Raw genomic sequence first — 15,622 nt, 5'->3', positions numbered from 1 at the left:
CCAGCACCTGGGGCAGGGAGCCCCACCGCCAGCTGTCTTACGGAGATCGCCATGACCCGCACTCCCGTGAATGTCACCGTCACCGGCGCCGCCGGCCAGATCGGCTACGCGCTGCTCTTCCGCATCGCCTCGGGCCAACTGCTCGGCGCGGACGTGCCGGTCAGGCTCCGCCTCCTCGAGATCCCGCAGGGACTGAAGGCCGCCGAGGGCACGGCGATGGAGCTCGACGACTGCGCCTTCCCGCTGCTGCAGGGCATCGACATCACCGACGACCCGAACGTCGCCTTCGACGGTGCCAACGTGGCGCTGCTCGTCGGCGCCCGGCCGCGCACCAAGGGCATGGAGCGCGGTGACCTGCTGGAGGCCAACGGCGGCATCTTCAAGCCGCAGGGCAAGGCCATCAACGACCGTGCCGCGGACGACATCAAGGTCCTCGTCGTGGGCAACCCGGCCAACACGAACGCGCTCATCGCGCAGGCCGCCGCCCCGGACGTGCCGGCCGAGCGCTTCACCGCGATGACCCGCCTCGACCACAACCGCGCGCTGTCGCAGCTGGCCGCCAAGACCGGCGCCCCGGTCTCCGAGATCAAGCGCCTCACCATCTGGGGCAACCACTCCGCGACCCAGTACCCGGACGTCTTCCACGCGGAGATCGCGGGCAAGAACGCCGCGGAGGTCATCGACGACCAGGCGTGGCTGGCGGACACCTTCATCCCGACCGTCGCCAAGCGCGGTGCCGCGATCATCGAGGCCCGCGGCGCCTCCTCGGCCGCCTCCGCCGCGAACGCCGCGATCGACCACATCCACACCTGGGTGAACGGCACGGCCGAGGGCGACTGGACCTCCATGGGCATCCCGTCGGACGGTTCCTACGGCGTCCCGGAGGGCCTGATCTCCTCCTTCCCGGTCACCTGCAAGGGCGGCACGTACGAGATCGTCCAGGGCCTGGACGTCAACGAGTTCTCCCGCTCCCGCATCGACGCGTCGGTGAAGGAGCTGGAGGAGGAGCGCGAGGCGGTCCGCGGCCTCGGTCTCATCTGACGTCCGGTACCCGTTCGAGCGCCTGTGGGGCGCCGCGCGATCGCGCGGCGCCCCACAGGCGTTTTCCGTTACCGTCCGCGCCGGACCGGCCCCGCAAGCGGGCCGCGGTGTCCGGCGGCGGCAGTGTGTGCTCGGCGGCCGGCGGCCGGCGGTCATCCGGAAACGGCAGCCGTGGCCGGGAGCCGGCCCGGGAGAAAGCCCCGGAACAGAACAGTCCCCGGTGATCCGGACGATTTCCTGCGGACCGGTCGTCGCTGGTCCCGCTGGTCCTCGCTCTTCTCGCCGGGGGCCTAGCCAGAGCCGAGGGGGTCACGCCCTTCGGCAAGACGTCTCTTCCGAGGGAGTGCGGCTCTCTGCGGTTGTCTGGTGTAAAGAACAGTTTCCTCCCGATTTGACGGAAGTCAAGAGTGGTCGGAGGCGGTCCCGGTCCGTGGGCGCGGGGGTGCGTCCACCGGGCGATGCCCTCCCGGTACCCCGGCTCACCGTCCGTGACGAGCCGGACGGAGATCTGCCCCGGAGAGTGACACGCGTTACTTCCGGCCACCCGTCACGCATGCTTTCCCCCCTCCGGGGCAGGCGATCCGCTCGCCAGTCCTTGCTGGTGAGAGACATAACGGGAATGGAAGGCCAAACGCGACGTGTCGGCACAACTGACCATCCACGTGGCCGGGGAATGGCGCAAAGCCGTCTCCGGCGCCACGCGCGAGATCCTCGACCCCGCTGACGCCACGCCCTTCGCGGTCGTGGCGGAAGGCGGGGCCGAGGACACCGACGCCGCGATCGCCGCCGCGCGCCAGGCGTTCGACGAGGGGGAGTGGCCCCGTACGCCGGTGGCCGAGCGGGCGGCGCTGCTGCGCCGGGTCGCCGGACTGCTGGAGCGGGACCGCGAGGAACTCGGGCGTCTGGAGAGCCGCGACGCCGGAAAGACCGTGGAGGAAGGCCGCGTCGACGTCGACTGCGTCGCCGACGCCTTCCGTTACTTCGCCGATCTCGTCGTCAACGAGAACGGCCGGGTCGTGGACGCCGGCTCGCCGGACGTCCACAGCGTGGTCGTGCACGAGCCGGTCGGCGTGTGCGGTCTGATCACGCCGTGGAACTACCCGCTGCTGCAGGCGAGCTGGAAGATCGCGCCCGCCCTGGCGGCCGGCAACACCTTCGTCGTCAAGCCGAGCGAGATCACCCCGCTGAGCACCGTCGCCCTGATCCGGCTGCTGTCGGAGGCCGGGCTCCCGGACGGCGTCGCCAACCTCGTCACCGGCCCCGGCGACCCGGTCGGCGCCCGCCTCGCGGAGCACCCCGACGTCGACCTCGTCTCCTTCACCGGCGGGCTCGCCAGCGGCACCAAGGTCATGCGGGCCGCCGCCGACAGCGTCAAGAAGGTCGCCCTGGAGCTCGGCGGAAAGAACCCCAACGTGGTGTTCGCCGACGCCTGCACGGACGACGAGGCCTTCGACACCGCCGTCGACCAGGCGCTGAACGCCGCGTTCATCCACAGTGGCCAGGTCTGCTCCGCCGGCTCGCGCCTCATCGTCGAGGAGTCCCTCCGCGACCGTTTCGTCGCCGAGCTCGCCCGCCGAGCCGAACTGATCCGGCTCGGCCGCGGCACGGACGACGGCGTCGAGTGCGGACCGCTCGTATCCGCGCAGCAGCTGGCGAAGACCGAGGAGTACGTGGCCTCCGCACTCGCCGAGGGGGCGGTGCTGCGCGCCGGCGGCAAGCGCCCCGACGGGCCCGGGTACTTCTACCGGCCGACCGTCCTCGACCGCTGCGACCGCACCATGCGCGTCGTGCGCGAGGAGGTCTTCGGCCCGGTCCTCACCGTCGAGACCTTCCGTACCGAGGACGAGGCCGTCGCGCTCGCCAACGACACCGAGTACGGGCTCGCCGGCGGCGTCTGGAGCGGCGACGCCGGACGGGCCCGGCGGGTGGCCGCACGGCTGCGCCACGGCACCGTCTGGATCAACGACTTCCACCCGTACCTGCCTCAGGCGGAGTGGGGCGGATTCGGCAAGTCCGGCATCGGCCGGGAGCTCGGCCCGGCCGGGCTCGCCGAGTACCGCGAGACCAAGCACATCTATCAGAACCTCGCCCCGCGCCCCGTGCGCTGGTTCGCGGGCTGACCACGGCGAGCAGGAGCAACCACCACCATGACCGAGCACGACTACGAGTACGACTATGTCGTCGTCGGGGGCGGCACCGCAGGATCGGTGATCGCCTCCCGTCTGACGGAGGACCCGGATGTCACCGTGGCCGTCATCGAGGGCGGCCCGAGCGACGTGGACCGCGAGGACGTCCTCACCCTGCGCCGCTGGATGGGCCTCCTCGGCGGGGAACTCGACTACGACTACCCCACCACCGAGCAGCCGCGCGGCAACTCCCACATCCGACACAGCCGCGCCCGGGTGCTCGGCGGCTGCTCCTCGCACAACACGCTGATCGCGTTCAAGCCGCTGCCGTCCGACTGGGACGAATGGGCCGAGGCAGGGGCGGACGGCTGGGACGCCGCCGCGATGGACCCGTACTTCGGCAGGCTGCTCAACAACGTCGTCCCGGTCGACGAGGCCGACCGCAACGCCATCGCCCGGGACTTCGTGGAGGCGGCCCAGTCGGCGCTCGGCGTACCGCGCGTCGAGGGCTTCAACAAGAAGCCGTTCCACGAGGGCGTCGGATTCTTCGACCTCGCGTACCACCCCGAGAACAACAAGCGTTCGTCGGCGTCGGTGGCCTACCTCCACCCGGTGATGGACGAACGGTCCAACCTCACCCTGCTGCTGGAGACCTGGGCGTACCGGCTGGAGCTGGACGGCACCCGGGCCCGCGGTGTGCACGTCCGCACCGTGGACGGCGAGGAGCGGCTGGTCCGGGCGCGGCACGAGGTGATCGTCTGCGCCGGGGCCGTGGACACCCCGCGGCTGCTGATGCACTCCGGCATCGGGCCCAAGGGCGATCTGGAGGCCCTCGGCATCCCCGTGGTCCACGATCTGCCGGGTGTCGGTGAGAACCTGCTCGACCACCCCGAGTCGGTGATCGTCTGGGAGACCCACGGGCCGATCCCGGAGAACTCCGCGATGGACTCGGACGCCGGTCTGTTCGTGCGCCGCGACGACGACGAGCGCGGCCCCGACCTGATGTTCCACTTCTACCAGATCCCGTTCACGGACAACCCGGAGCGGCTGGGCTACGAACGGCCCGCGCACGGCGTGTCGATGACGCCCAACATCCCCAAGCCGCGCAGCCGCGGCCGCCTCTACCTGACCAGCGCTGACCCCGAGGTCAAGCCCGCGCTGGACTTCCGCTACTTCACCGACGAGGACGACTACGACGGGCGGACGCTCGTCGACGGCATCCGGATCGCCCGGGAGATCGCGAAGTCCGAGCCGCTGGCCGGCTGGCTGAAGCGGGAGGTCTGCCCGGGGCCGGAGGTCACCGGCGACGAGGAGCTGAGTGAGTACGCCCGCAAGGTCGCGCACACGGTCTACCACCCGGCCGGCACCTGCCGGATGGGTTCCCACGCCGACGAACTGGCCGTGGTCGCCCCGGACCTGAAGGTCAGAGGGCTCGAAGGAATCCGGATCGCCGACGCGTCCGTCTTCCCGACCATGCCGGCCGTCAACCCGATGATCGGGGTGCTGATGGTCGGCGAGAAATGTGCGGATCTGCTGACGCCGACGGGAAGTGAGGCGCGATGAACGGCGACACCAAGGAAACGACCGACACCGGCACCGAGGCCGGCGGCACCGCCGGCGACAGCGGCGCGGTGCACCCGGAACCGCCCGTGTTCGCGGTGCGCGGCCTGTGGAAGGTGTTCGGCCCCAAGGCCGACCGCGTGCCCGCTTCGGCCGAACTCTCCGGGCTGAGCCCCGCCGAGCTGCGCGAGCGCACCGGCTGCACGGCCGCCGTCCGGGACGTCGGATTCGACGTGCGCAAGGGCGAGGTCTTCGTCGTCATGGGCCTCTCCGGCTCCGGCAAGTCCACGCTCGTGCGCACGCTGACCCGGCTGATCGAACCCACCTCCGGTTCGATCTCCATCGACGGCGAGGACGTGCTCTCGATGGACAAGGCACGCCTGCGCGAGCTGCGCCGGCACCGCGCCGCCATGGTTTTCCAGCACTTCGGCCTGCTGCCGCACCGCACCGTCCTCGACAACGTCGCCTACGGGCTGGAGATCCAGGGCATGGGCAAGGCCGAACGGCGCGCCAAGGCCGCCGAGGTCGTCGCCAAGGTCGGCCTCGGCGGGCTGGAGGAACGCCGTCCGGGACAGCTCTCCGGCGGTCAGCAGCAGCGCGTCGGCCTCGCCCGCGCCCTCGCCGTCGACCCCGAGGTGCTGCTCTTCGACGAGCCGTTCAGCGCGCTCGACCCGCTGATCCGCCGCGACATGCAGGAGGAGGTGATCCGGCTGCACCGCGAGGAGGGCCGCACGATGGTCTTCATCACCCACGACCTGAACGAGGCGCTGCGCCTCGGCGACCGGATCGCCCTGATGCGGGACGGGCGCATCGTCCAGCTCGGCACCCCCGAGGAGATCGTCGGTTCGCCCGCCGACGACTACGTACGGGACTTCGTCCGCGACGTACCGCGCGAGCAGGTCATGACCGTCCGCACGGCCATGCGCCCCGCAGACGACCCGGCCGGGGCCGAGCACCTGCCCGCGGTCGCTCCGGGCGCGACGGTCTCCGAGGCGATCGAGGCGGTCGCCCGCTCCGGTGGCCCCGTCCGCGTCGTCGAGGGCGGACGCTGCCTGGGCGTGGTGGACCACGCCGCGCTCCTCGCGGTCGTCGCGGGCGTTCCCGCGCAGGAGGTGGCCGCATGAGAAAGGCCGTCCACGCGGGGTGCCGCCCCGCGCGCGAACCCGCCGCCGGCGCCGGGAGGTGGGGCCGGTGAGCGCCACCGTCACCACCGTCTCCAAGGCGGGCCCCACCGCGGGCGAGGCCCGGACCGAGGAGTCCGGCGGCCTGCGCGACGCCGTACGGCGCCGTCGCAAGCTGCTCGCGGGCGGCGGCGTGCTCGCCGTGCTCCTCGTGCTCGGCGCCGTCCTGCTCGGCGGCGGTGGCTGGCCCGCCGGGCTGACCGCCGACATATCCGGGCCGCTCGACGCGGCCAACGAGTGGGTCGTCGACAACCGCGACACCCACCCACTCTTCCTGTACTTCCTGCTGCACCTGTCCAACACCGCCACGGACGCCGTCAACGGGGTCTACCAGGGGCTCGACGCCCTCGGCTGGCTCGGTGTCATGGCCGCCGCCGTACTCGTCGCCTGGCGGTCCGCCGGACTGGGCCGGCGGGGGCTGCGCGTCGCGCTGACCGCGTTCGGCGCGTTCGCCGTCTGCGGACTGCTCGGGATGTGGGACGCGACACTGCTCACCATCGCGCTGATGGTGGTGTCCGTGGCGATCGCGGCCGTGCTGGGCGCGCTGATCGGTCTCGCCGCGGGTCTCTCCGACCGGGTGGACCGGGCCCTGCGCCCGGTGCTGGACACCATGCAGGTGATGCCGGCCTTCGCGTACCTCCTGCCGTTCGTGCTCGTCTTCGGTACGGGGACGCCCGCCGCGCTGTTCTGCACCGTCATCTACGCCGCCCCGCCGATGGCCCGGCTCACCGCGCTCGGACTGCGCGGGGCCGACCCGGCGGCGCTGGAGGCGTCCGTGTCGCTCGGCGCGAACGGCCGGCAGCGCCTGTGGACCGCGCGACTGCCGCTCGCCCGCAGGCAGATGCTCCTCGGCCTCAACCAGACGATCATGATGGCGCTGTCCATGGTGGTCATCGCCGCGCTCGTCGGCGCCGGCGGTCTCGGCGAGGAGGTGTACTCGGCACTGGCGACCACGGACGTCGGCAAGGCGTTCGCCGCGGGGCTGCCGATCGTGCTGATCGCGGTCTGGCTGGACCGCACGACGGCGGCCGCGGGCGACGGCACCGGTACACCGGGCGCCGCCGGGAGCTGGCTGCACGGCGGCCGGGCCTGGGCGCTGGTGGCGGCCGCGGTGGCCGCCGCGGCGGCCGTGCGCACCACGACCTGGCCCGACACCTGGACGTACGACATCTCCACGCCCGTCAACAAGGCACAGGAGTGGATCACCGCGAACCTGACCTTCACCGAGGTCTGGGCGCGCGAGTTCACCCTGTGGGTCCTCAACCCCCTGCGGGACGGGCTGGTCTGGCTGCCCTGGTGGTCCGTCCTGCTGCTGGTCGCCGCCGCGGCCTGGCTCGTCGGGAACTGGGTCTCCGCGGTCACCGCGACCGCGGCGATGGCGGCCATCGGCGTGCTCGGCGTCTGGGCCAAGTCCCTGAACACGCTCTCGCAGGTGCTGGCCGCGCTGGTGCTCACACTGGTGCTCGGCTTCCTCGCGGGCGTGCTGTGCGCCCGCGCCAAACGCCTCGAACGATGGGTGCGGCCGCTGCTGGACGCCATGCAGACGATGCCGCAGTTCGTGTACCTCATCCCGGTCGTCGCGCTCTTCGGCGCCACCCGCACCTCGGCGATCGTCGCGGCCGTCGTGTACGCACTTCCCGCCGTCGTGCGCATCACCACCCAGGGCCTGCGCGAGGTCGACCCGGCCGCCGTGGAGGCGTCCCGCTCGCTCGGCGCGTCCACGCGCCAGCAGCTCCTCGGCGTCCAGCTGCCGCTGGCCCGTCCCGCACTGCAGCTCGCCGTCAACCAGGGCGTGGTGCTGGTGCTCGCCGTGGTCGTGGTCGGCGGGCTCGTCGGCGGAGGCGCGCTCGGCTACGACGTGATCAAGGGCCTGTCCCGGGGCGAGATGGGCCTCGGCATGACGGCCGGAATCGCGATCGTCTGCCTCGGGCTCGTCCTGGACCGCGTCACCCAGCGGACCTCCCGCACCCCCCGTTGACCCCACCCCTCTCAGAACACTCGACAGGAGCACCATGCGCACCGTAAGAACCTTCCGTACCGCCGTGGCCGTTGCCGGAGCCTTCGGCGTCCTCTCCCTCACCGCCTGCGGAGCCGCCGAGACCGGCAAGAGCAACACGGCCGGCGGCGACAAGACCGTCAAGCTGACCGTGCCGTCCTGGGTCGGTGCCCAGGCGAACGTCGCCGTGGCCAAGCAGATCCTCGAGAAGGAGCTCGGCTACAAGGTCAAGACCCAGCAGATGGGCGAGGTCCTCGCCTGGGACGCGCTCTCCAAGGGCGACATCGACGCGATCCTCGAGGACTGGGGCCACCCCAAGGAGGAGAAGCAGTACGTCGACACGAAGAAGACCGTCGTCAAGGGCGGCGACCTCGGCGTCACCGGGCACATCGGCTGGTTCGTCCCCAAGTACTTCGCGGACGAGCACCCCGATGTGACGGACTGGAAGAACCTCAACAAGTACGCCAAGGACTTCCAGACCGCGGAGAGCGGCGACAAGGGCGAACTGCTCGAGGGCTCGCCGGACTACGTCACCAACGACGACGCGATCATCAAGAACCTGAAGCTGGACCTGAAGACCAAGTACGCGGGCTCCGAGGCCGCGCAGATCACGGCCATCAAGAAGTACGCGGCGGCGAAGAAGCCCTTCATCACGTACTGGTGGACCCCGCAGTGGCTGAACGCCCAGATCGACATGGTCGAGGTCAAGCTGCCGGAGTACAAGGAGGGCTGCGACGCCGACCCGGAGAAGGTCGCGTGCGCCTACCCGAACACACCGCTGCAGAAGTTCCTCAACGCGGACTTCGCGAAGGAGGGCGGCGAGGCCGCCGAGTTCCTGAAGAACTTCAAGTGGACGACCGAGCAGCAGAACGAGGTCGCGCTGATGATCGCCGGCGAGAAGATGTCGCCGGAGGCCGCGGCCGAGAAGTGGGTGAAGGAGAACGAGGCCACCTGGAAGGCGTGGCTCCCCAAGAAGTGACGCGGAACCGACGGGGCCCCCGGGCCGCGTCGGCGGGCCCCGGGCGCGGTGCGCGGCCCCTGCACGTCAGGGCCGCGCACCGCGCCCGGGCGCGCTCCGGTTCCGCCCGGTGAGGCGCGGGACTGCCCGGCCCGGGGCGGACCGTGCGGACCAGAGCGTCCTCGGGTGCCCGTCCGTGGTACAGGTGCGGATGTCCGCCACGGACATCGATGCCCTCAGCGCTTGTACTGGCCGGGGGTGTAGTGGCCGGGCGCCATCCGCGTCGTCACGGCGAAGCGGTTCCACGTGTTGATGACGGCGATCGCCGCGATCAGCTGCGCCAGCTCCGCCTCTTCGAAGTGCTTCGCGGCCCTCTCGTACACCTCGTCCGGGACGAACCCGTCCGTCAGTACCGTCATGGCGTCCGTCAGCTCGATCGCCGCGATCTCCCGCGCCGTGTAGAAGTGCCGCGACTCCTCCCAGGCGCTCAGCTGGATGATCCGGTCCACCGACTCGCCCGCCGCGAGGGCGTCCTTGGTGTGCATGTCGAGGCAGAAGGCGCAGTGGTTGAGCTGGGATGCGCGGATCTTCACCAGTTCCAGCAGCGTGGGGTCGACACCCTGCCGGGCGGCCGCGTCCAGCCTGACCATGGCCTTGTACACCTCGGGCGCGTGCTCGGCCCACTTCATGCGCGGGCCGTGCTCGTGGTTCAAGTCGTTGTCGATCTCTGTCATGCCGTCGACCGTACGCGAAACATGGCACATTGCTATGGTCCATTTCTATGGCGAATGACTGGGCCACTTTTCGATCCGGCGCGGGCGCCGACCTCCATGTCGAGCTGCGCGGCACCGGCCTGCGGACCGGGTTGACGGACGCCCTGCGGGACGCGGTCCGCAGCGGCAGGCTCGCCCCCGGCACCCGGCTGCCGTCCTCTCGGACGCTCGCCGCCGACCTCGGCATCGCCCGCAACACCGTCGCCGAGGCCTACGCGGAACTCGTCGCCGAGGGATGGCTCACCGCCCGGCAGGGCTCGGGCACGCGGGTGGCCCGGCGCGCCGCCCCGAGCAGGCCGGCACCTTCGCCGCCGCGCCCGGGACCGGCGCGCGGCCGCCCCGCGTACAGCCTGATGCCCGGATCGCCGGACCTGGCGTCGTTCCCGCGCGCCGAGTGGCTCAGGGCGGCCCGTCGTGCGATCACGGCCGCCCCGCACGAGGCCTTCGGCTACGGCGATCCACGTGGCCGCGTGGAACTGCGCACCGTCCTCGCCGACTACCTGGCCCGGGCCCGTGGCGTGTACGCCGACCCGGAGCGCATCGTGATCTGCTCGGGTTACGTCCACGGGCTGATGCTGCTCGGCTCGGTGCTGCGGGCCGGCGCGCCGTCGGCCGGCCTCAGGGGCCGGGTGACGGAGGTGGCGGTCGAGGCGTACGGGCTCGACATCCACTGGGAGCGGCTGACCGACGCCGGCCTGCGGCTGTCCCCGCTGAGCTTCGACGAACGCGGCACCCGCACCGGCGATCTCGCCTCCTCCAAGCGCGCGGGAGCGGTTCTGCTGACGCCCGCCCACCAGTTCCCCATGGGGGTCGCACTGCCCCCGGACCGGCGCACCGCCGTGGTCGACTGGGCGTGCGGCACGGGCGGACTGATCCTGGAGGACGACTACGACGGGGAGTTCCGCTACGACCGCCAGCCCATCGGCGCCCTCCAGGGACTGGATCCCGAGCGGGTCGTGTACCTCGGTACGGCGAGCAAGTCCCTGGCGCCGGGGTTGCGGCTGGCGTGGATGGTCCTACCCGAGGCACTGGTGGGCGACGTGGCCGCCGCGAAGGGGGTGTCCGACTGGTCCTCGGGCTCGCTCGACCAGCTGACCCTGGCCGAGTTCATCTCCTCCGGTGCCTACGACCGCCATGTGCGGGCCATGCGGCTGCGCTACCGCCGCCGCCGAGACCAGCTCGTCGACGCGCTCGCGGAACGCGCTCCGGGCATCCGGGTGAGCGGCATCGCGGCCGGGATGCACGCGGTGCTGGAACTCCCGCCGGGCACCGAACGCGCGATCGTCCAGGCCGCCGTCTGGCAGGGCCTCGCCGTGGAGGGCCTCAGCCGCTTCCGGCACCCGGCCGCCCCACCGGGACCGGACGCCCTCGTCGTCGGCTACGGCACCCCGGCGGACAGCGCGTGGTCGGGGGCACTGGACGCGTTGTGCCGAGTGCTTCCCTGACTCCGCTGACGGGCTTTCAGGCGGATGGCCCGGGCGCGACCGGGCCGGACCGGTCGGGCCGGGAGTGCCGGGTCCGGTCCACCGGCCCGCGCGCCGGGTGTGCCGGTCCGGTCCACCGGCCCGCGCCGGGTGTGCCGGTCCGGTCCACCGGTCCGCGCGCCGGGAGTGCCGGACGGACCCGGCGGAGAGCCTGACCGCCTGACGCCGGACCGACGTCCTGACGCCCCTGCCGCGTGGCCGGGTGCCGGGCCTACGGATCGCTCGGGGCGGCTCAGCCGCGGTCGCGGTCGCCGGGCCGGGCCCCGGAGGAGCGGGACGGCGACGCCGCGGCCGGGAGCTCGCCGAAGCGGGCCAGCGCCAGCGCGCCGGCCACGGAGACGGCGAAGCCCAGGACGGCGAGCCAGGCCAGGCCCTCGCGGGTACGGTCACCCAGCCAGACCACGCCCACGGCTGCCGGGGCGATGGTCTCCGTGAGGACCATCCCCGCCGTGGCCGTGGTGACGGAGCCGTGTGCGAACGCCGAAGTGAGCAGCAGGAACGCCGCCGCGCCGCCGAGCAGCAGCGCGTACAGCGCCGGATCGGCGAGCGAGGGCCGCTCCAGCAGCCGGACCGCCACTTCCGGTACCCCGAAGCCGAGCCCCGCGCACACCCCCAGCGCCAGCGCGCGCGAACGGCCGGGCAGCCGGCCGGCGGCGGCGCCGCACAGCAGGACACCGGCTCCCGTGCCGAGCAGTGCCCATTCCAGCCATGGCGGTGCGGGCGCCCTGCCCTCCGGCCCCGAGGCGAGCCCCAGCATCGCGAGCCCCGCGCAGACCACGACGACCGCCGTCCACTCCGTCCGGCTCAGCCGCACCGCCAGCACGCGCGTGGCCAGTACCGCGGTCACGGCCAGACTCGCCGCCATCGCCGCGCCGACCGCGTAGATGGGGATCAGCAGCAGCGCCACGATCTGAAGCGCGAAGCCCGCCCCGTCGAGGGCGAGTCCGACGAGGTAGCGCCACTGGCGCACCGCGCGCACGAACAGTGCGGCGTCCACCCCCGCGCGGGACGCCCCCTCGTCCTGGCCGGCCGCCGCCCGGGCCGCCACGGCCTGGAGGACGGTGGCCGTGCCGTAGCAGACCGACGAACCCAGGGCGCAGAGCATTCCAAAGATCACAAAACGACTCTAGACGTGGAGGGTTCGCGGACCCGGTTACGGACTTCCGGAGGCGCCCTCTAGTCTGTCCGGCGGCCGGTCGTCCGGCAGGAAACGTCCGAACGCCGAGGGGGAGGCCCGGAGGATGGCACGTCGCAGGCTGAGGTCGAGCACGGTGGTGCTCGGCGGTATGGGAGTGCTCGCGACGGCGATCACGTCGTGCGGTGCGGAGCCCGACAGGCGCTGCGTCGACCCCGTCACCCGCGAGGTGCTGCCGAGCTACGAGTGCGACGACAGGAGCAGCGGAAGCGGCACCTACTACTACGGCGGCAGCAAGTCCGACGGCAGGGTGTCGGGCGGCAGCTTCGACCGGGCCGCGGTGGAGCGCGGCGGCTTCGGCTGCTCCGGCTCCGGCGGCGGCTGAGCGGTCCGGCGGCATGGAGCGACACACCGTCGAACCCCGCAGCGGCTGGCAGCGGATCGTCGAGGAGCAGGGTCTCGTCTATCCCCTCACCCGCTATCCGGACGGTTCACTGCGGCCGTACTGGGACGAGAGCGCCTACTACGCGTTCTCGCTGGCGGAGGTAGAGGCGCTGGAGGAGGTCGTCGAGGAACTGCACGCCATGTGTCTCGACGCCGCGGCCCACATCGTGGCGCACGACCGTTTCGCGGACCTCGGCATCACCGACCCCCGACTGGCGCGCCTCGTCGCCGAGTCCTGGCAGCGGCGCGCCGAACTCCCCTCCCTGTACGGGCGGTTCGACCTGCGTTACGACGGCTCCGGGCCGGCCAAGATGCTGGAGTACAACGCCGACACCCCCACGTCGCTGGTGGAGGCGGCCAGCCCCCAGTGGTTCTGGATGGAGGACCTTTTCCCGGGTGCCGACCAGTGGAACTCGCTGCACGAGCGCCTGGTCGACGCCTGGAAGCGGCAGGCCCCGCTGCTGCCGCCCGGCCCGCTGCACTTCGTGCACTCCGACGGCGACGAACTGGGCGAGGACCTGATGACGGTCGCGTATCTGCGCGAGACCGCCCAGCAGGCGGGGCTGACCACCGAGGCGCTGTCCGTGGAGCAGATCGGCTGGGACAGGCTGGCGGGCCGTTTCGTGGACGAGCGGCTCCGCTTCATCCGCAGCTGCTTCAAGCTGTACCCCTGGGAGTGGCTGACGACGGACCGCTTCGGCCCGCACGTCATGGACACCCTGGACAACGGCGGCGGCACCGGGAGTACCTGCTGGATCGAACCCGCCTGGAAGATGCTGCTCTCCAACAAGGCGCTGCTCGCGGTGCTGTGGGAGCTCTACCCCGGGCATCCGAACCTGCTGCCCGCCTATCTCGACGGCCCGCGCGAACTCGCAGCCTCCACCGGCTGGGTCGCCAAACCGCTCCTGGGCCGCGAGGGCTCGGGCATCACGGTCCACGAGCCGGGAACGGTGCCCGGGGTGCGCGACGAGCCCTGCTGCTACCAGCAGTTGGCGCCGCTCCCCGATCTGACGGCACCCGAGGGCGACGGCTCCGGCGGGGGGAACCGCGTGGTGCTCGGTGCCTGGGTCGTCGAGAACGAGGCGGCCGGACTCGGCATCCGCGAGTCCGCCGGGCTGGTCACGGACGAGTACGCCCGTTTCCTGCCGCATGTGATCCTCTGACGGGGGAAGTGCTGGTCGGCTGGGTTCCTCCGACGTACGGACGTGCTTGGCCGGGCGGGTTCCTCCGACGGGCCGAAGGTGCTGGTCGGGCGGAATCCACCGCCGGGCGGAGCCGTCCGGGCGTGGGCGAAGCCACCGCCGGGCGCGGCGGTGGCCCCGGACCCTGTCGGCCCGGGGCCACCGCCCGTCGCTCACGTCCCGGTCAGGTCACGCCGCCTCCCGGACTTCGCTCCCGCGTCCCGCTCACTCGCCCGACAGCACCGCGCGCAGCTGGTCGAGGCCCCAGTCCAGGTCCTCCTTGCTGATCACGAGCGGCGGCGCGATCCGGATCGTCGAGCCGTGCGTGTCCTTGACCAGGACACCGCGGTCCATGAGCTTCTCGGAGATCTCCCGGCCAGTGCCGTGCGAGGGGGCGATGTCGACACCGGCCCACAGCCCGCGCCCGCGCACCGCAGCCACCGCGCCGCCGCCCACCAGCAGCCCGAGTTCATGGTGCAGATGGTCGCCCAGTTCGCTCGCCCGCTGCTGGAACTCGCCGGTGCGCAGCATCGTGACCACCTCCAGTGCCACCGCGCAGGCCAGCGGGTTGCCGCCGAAGGTCGAGCCGTGCTCGCCGGGCCGGTAGACCCCGAGGACCTCGGAGGAGGACACCACCGCCGACACGGGGACGACACCGCCCCCGAGGGCCTTGCCGAGGACGTACATGTCGGGGACGACACCCTCGTGTTCGCAGGCGAACGTCCGTCCGGTGCGGCCCAGACCGGACTGGATCTCGTCGGCGATGAACAGGACGTTGCGCTCGCGGGTCAGCTCCCGTACCCCGGCGAGATAGCCGGCCGGCGGCACCAGCACCCCGGCCTCGCCCTGGATCGGCTCCAGCAGCACCGCCACCGTGTTGGCGCTGCACGCGGCCTGCAGGGCGGTGAGGTCGCCGTACGGCACGATCTCGAAGCCCGGCGTGTACGGACCGAAGTCGGCCCGGGCCTCCGCGTCCGTGGAGAAGCTGATGATCGTCGTCGTGCGGCCGTGGAAGTTGTTCGCCGCGACGACGATCTTCGCCTGGCCGGGCGGGACGCCCTTGACCCTGTAGCCCCACTTGCGGGCCGTCTTCACGGCGGTCTCGACCGCTTCCGCCCCGGTGTTCATGGGCAGCACCATCTCCATGCCGCACAGCTCTGCGAGCTGGGTGCAGAAGTCGGCGAACCGGTCGTGGTGGAACGCCCGCGAGGTCAGCGTCACCCGCTCCAGCTGGGCCTTCGCGGCGTCGATCAGGCGCCGGTTGCCATGGCCGAAGTTGAGCGCCGAGTACCCGGCGAGCATGTCGAGGAAGCGGCGCCCCTCGACGTCCGTCATCCACGCACCGTCCGCCGTCGCGACCACGACGGGCAGGGGATGGTAGTTGTGGGCGCTGTGCGCCTCCGCGGAGGCGATGGCTCTCTCCGTTGCAGACACGGGGTCTCCGTTCGTACTGCGGCGTGGGTCCACTGCGGCGTGGGTCGCCCGATCGGACCGGGGCCGGGCTGCGTGCCCCTTTTCTATCGTCGCTCGCTCACCGTATGAGGAAACATCGGGCTTCCGGTGCGGTCCGCCGGAGACCTTCTCGTTTCCCCGCCGTTCGTGAACCCGTGGCCGTGCCCCGGGGCCACCACCAGTAGGGTGGACGGTACGCACGGCGACTGGCGTACGCGGAACGAACCGCGGGGAAGCCGTGTGCGGCAGAACCTGCGAGGTGCCGCCCGCCTGGGCACCCCGGACGCACCC

Annotated in this window: 12 protein-coding genes and 1 riboswitch; of the genes, 9 read left to right on the top strand and 3 right to left on the bottom strand. The window is 72.1% G+C overall.

The features are described from left to right. The first annotated feature begins 51 nt into the window (after nt 1–51). The 6 genes from FEF34_RS14530 to FEF34_RS14505 all read left to right on the top strand — a co-directional run bounded on the left by FEF34_RS14530 (nt 52) and on the right by FEF34_RS14505 (nt 8,883). Nucleotides 52–1,041, top strand: a complete 990-nt coding sequence (locus tag FEF34_RS14530) for a malate dehydrogenase (RefSeq protein ID WP_138053577.1) — start codon at nt 52–54, stop codon at nt 1,039–1,041. 638 nt (nt 1,042–1,679) lie between these two features. After that, the gene (locus FEF34_RS14525) at nt 1,680–3,161 is read left to right on the top strand and encodes an aldehyde dehydrogenase family protein (RefSeq protein ID WP_138053576.1); all 1,482 of its coding nucleotides are present in this window, start codon (nt 1,680–1,682) and stop codon (nt 3,159–3,161) included. 27 nt (nt 3,162–3,188) lie between these two features. Then, complete coding sequence (locus tag FEF34_RS14520) at nt 3,189–4,730, top strand: GMC family oxidoreductase (protein WP_138053575.1); 1,542 nt, start codon at nt 3,189–3,191, stop codon at nt 4,728–4,730. Then, nucleotides 4,727–5,851: a quaternary amine ABC transporter ATP-binding protein gene (locus tag FEF34_RS14515; protein WP_234042403.1), complete on the top strand. Its 1,125-nt coding sequence runs from the start codon at nt 4,727–4,729 to the stop codon at nt 5,849–5,851. The genes FEF34_RS14520 and FEF34_RS14515 overlap by 4 nt, the downstream gene beginning before the upstream one ends. A gap of 67 nt (nt 5,852–5,918) precedes the next feature. Beyond that, nucleotides 5,919–7,886 carry an ABC transporter permease gene (locus FEF34_RS14510; protein ID WP_138053574.1) on the top strand — a complete coding sequence of 656 codons (1,968 nt, stop codon included), beginning with the start codon at nt 5,919–5,921 and terminating at the stop codon, nt 7,884–7,886. 34 nt (nt 7,887–7,920) lie between these two features. Then, nucleotides 7,921–8,883 carry an ABC transporter substrate-binding protein gene (locus FEF34_RS14505; protein ID WP_138053573.1) on the top strand — a complete coding sequence of 321 codons (963 nt, stop codon included), beginning with the start codon at nt 7,921–7,923 and terminating at the stop codon, nt 8,881–8,883. A 215-nt stretch (nt 8,884–9,098) separates the two neighbouring features. On the opposite strand, the gene FEF34_RS14500 is transcribed toward FEF34_RS14505, so the two are convergent. Further along, a complete protein-coding gene (locus FEF34_RS14500) occupies nt 9,099–9,596 on the bottom strand; it encodes a carboxymuconolactone decarboxylase family protein (protein WP_171052954.1) in 498 nt (165 codons plus the stop codon). Nucleotides 9,597–9,643: 47 nt separating this feature from the next. Between FEF34_RS14500 and pdxR the strand changes: the two genes are divergently transcribed. Beyond that, nucleotides 9,644–11,080, top strand: coding sequence for a MocR-like pyridoxine biosynthesis transcription factor PdxR (pdxR, locus tag FEF34_RS14495; RefSeq protein WP_138053571.1), 1,437 nt, complete (start codon nt 9,644–9,646; stop codon nt 11,078–11,080). Nucleotides 11,081–11,351: 271 nt separating this feature from the next. On the opposite strand, the gene FEF34_RS14490 is transcribed toward pdxR, so the two are convergent. Continuing rightward, nucleotides 11,352–12,224: a DMT family protein gene (locus FEF34_RS14490; protein ID WP_138057487.1), complete on the bottom strand. Its 873-nt coding sequence runs from the start codon at nt 12,222–12,224 to the stop codon at nt 11,352–11,354. Nucleotides 12,225–12,360: 136 nt separating this feature from the next. On the opposite strand from FEF34_RS14490, the gene FEF34_RS14485 reads away from it, so the two are divergent. Together FEF34_RS14485 and FEF34_RS14480 are read left to right on the top strand one after the other, a co-directional pair. Next, nucleotides 12,361–12,639, top strand: coding sequence for a hypothetical protein (locus tag FEF34_RS14485; RefSeq protein ID WP_138053570.1), 279 nt, complete (start codon nt 12,361–12,363; stop codon nt 12,637–12,639). Nucleotides 12,640–12,652: 13 nt separating this feature from the next. Beyond that, nucleotides 12,653–13,861, top strand: a complete 1,209-nt coding sequence (locus FEF34_RS14480; protein WP_138053569.1) for a glutathionylspermidine synthase family protein — start codon at nt 12,653–12,655, stop codon at nt 13,859–13,861. 243 nt (nt 13,862–14,104) lie between these two features. Here FEF34_RS14480 and rocD read toward each other — a convergent pair whose 3' ends face one another. Continuing rightward, a complete protein-coding gene (rocD, locus tag FEF34_RS14475) occupies nt 14,105–15,313 on the bottom strand; it encodes an ornithine--oxo-acid transaminase (protein WP_138053568.1) in 1,209 nt (402 codons plus the stop codon). 210 nt (nt 15,314–15,523) lie between these two features. Then, nucleotides 15,524–15,614: riboswitch (ZMP/ZTP riboswitch) on the top strand. Nucleotides 15,615–15,622 lie beyond the last annotated feature (8 nt).

The organism is Streptomyces marianii, assembly GCF_005795905.1.
GTDB lineage: Bacteria > Actinomycetota > Actinomycetes > Streptomycetales > Streptomycetaceae > Streptomyces > Streptomyces marianii.
Note: the sequence above shows the minus strand (reverse complement) of the source record. Positions and strands in the feature narration are given on the sequence as shown.

What these genes read in the sequence shown, in the direction of transcription:
- FEF34_RS14485 (WP_138053570.1), top strand. Translation starts at nt 12,361, where the DNA reads ATGGCACGTCGCAGGCTGAGGTCGAGCACGGTGGTGCTCGGCGGTATG.
- FEF34_RS14505 (WP_138053573.1), top strand. Translation starts at nt 7,921, where the DNA reads ATGCGCACCGTAAGAACCTTCCGTACCGCCGTGGCCGTTGCCGGAGCC.
- FEF34_RS14490 (WP_138057487.1), bottom strand. Translation starts at nt 12,224, where the DNA reads ATGCTCTGCGCCCTGGGTTCGTCGGTCTGCTACGGCACGGCCACCGTC.
- FEF34_RS14520 (WP_138053575.1), top strand. Translation starts at nt 3,189, where the DNA reads ATGACCGAGCACGACTACGAGTACGACTATGTCGTCGTCGGGGGCGGC.
- FEF34_RS14480 (WP_138053569.1), top strand. Translation starts at nt 12,653, where the DNA reads ATGGAGCGACACACCGTCGAACCCCGCAGCGGCTGGCAGCGGATCGTC.
- FEF34_RS14500 (WP_171052954.1), bottom strand. Translation starts at nt 9,596, where the DNA reads ATGACAGAGATCGACAACGACTTGAACCACGAGCACGGCCCGCGCATG.
- FEF34_RS14530 (WP_138053577.1), top strand. Translation starts at nt 52, where the DNA reads ATGACCCGCACTCCCGTGAATGTCACCGTCACCGGCGCCGCCGGCCAG.
- pdxR (WP_138053571.1), top strand. Translation starts at nt 9,644, where the DNA reads ATGGCGAATGACTGGGCCACTTTTCGATCCGGCGCGGGCGCCGACCTC.
- FEF34_RS14515 (WP_234042403.1), top strand. Translation starts at nt 4,727, where the DNA reads ATGAACGGCGACACCAAGGAAACGACCGACACCGGCACCGAGGCCGGC.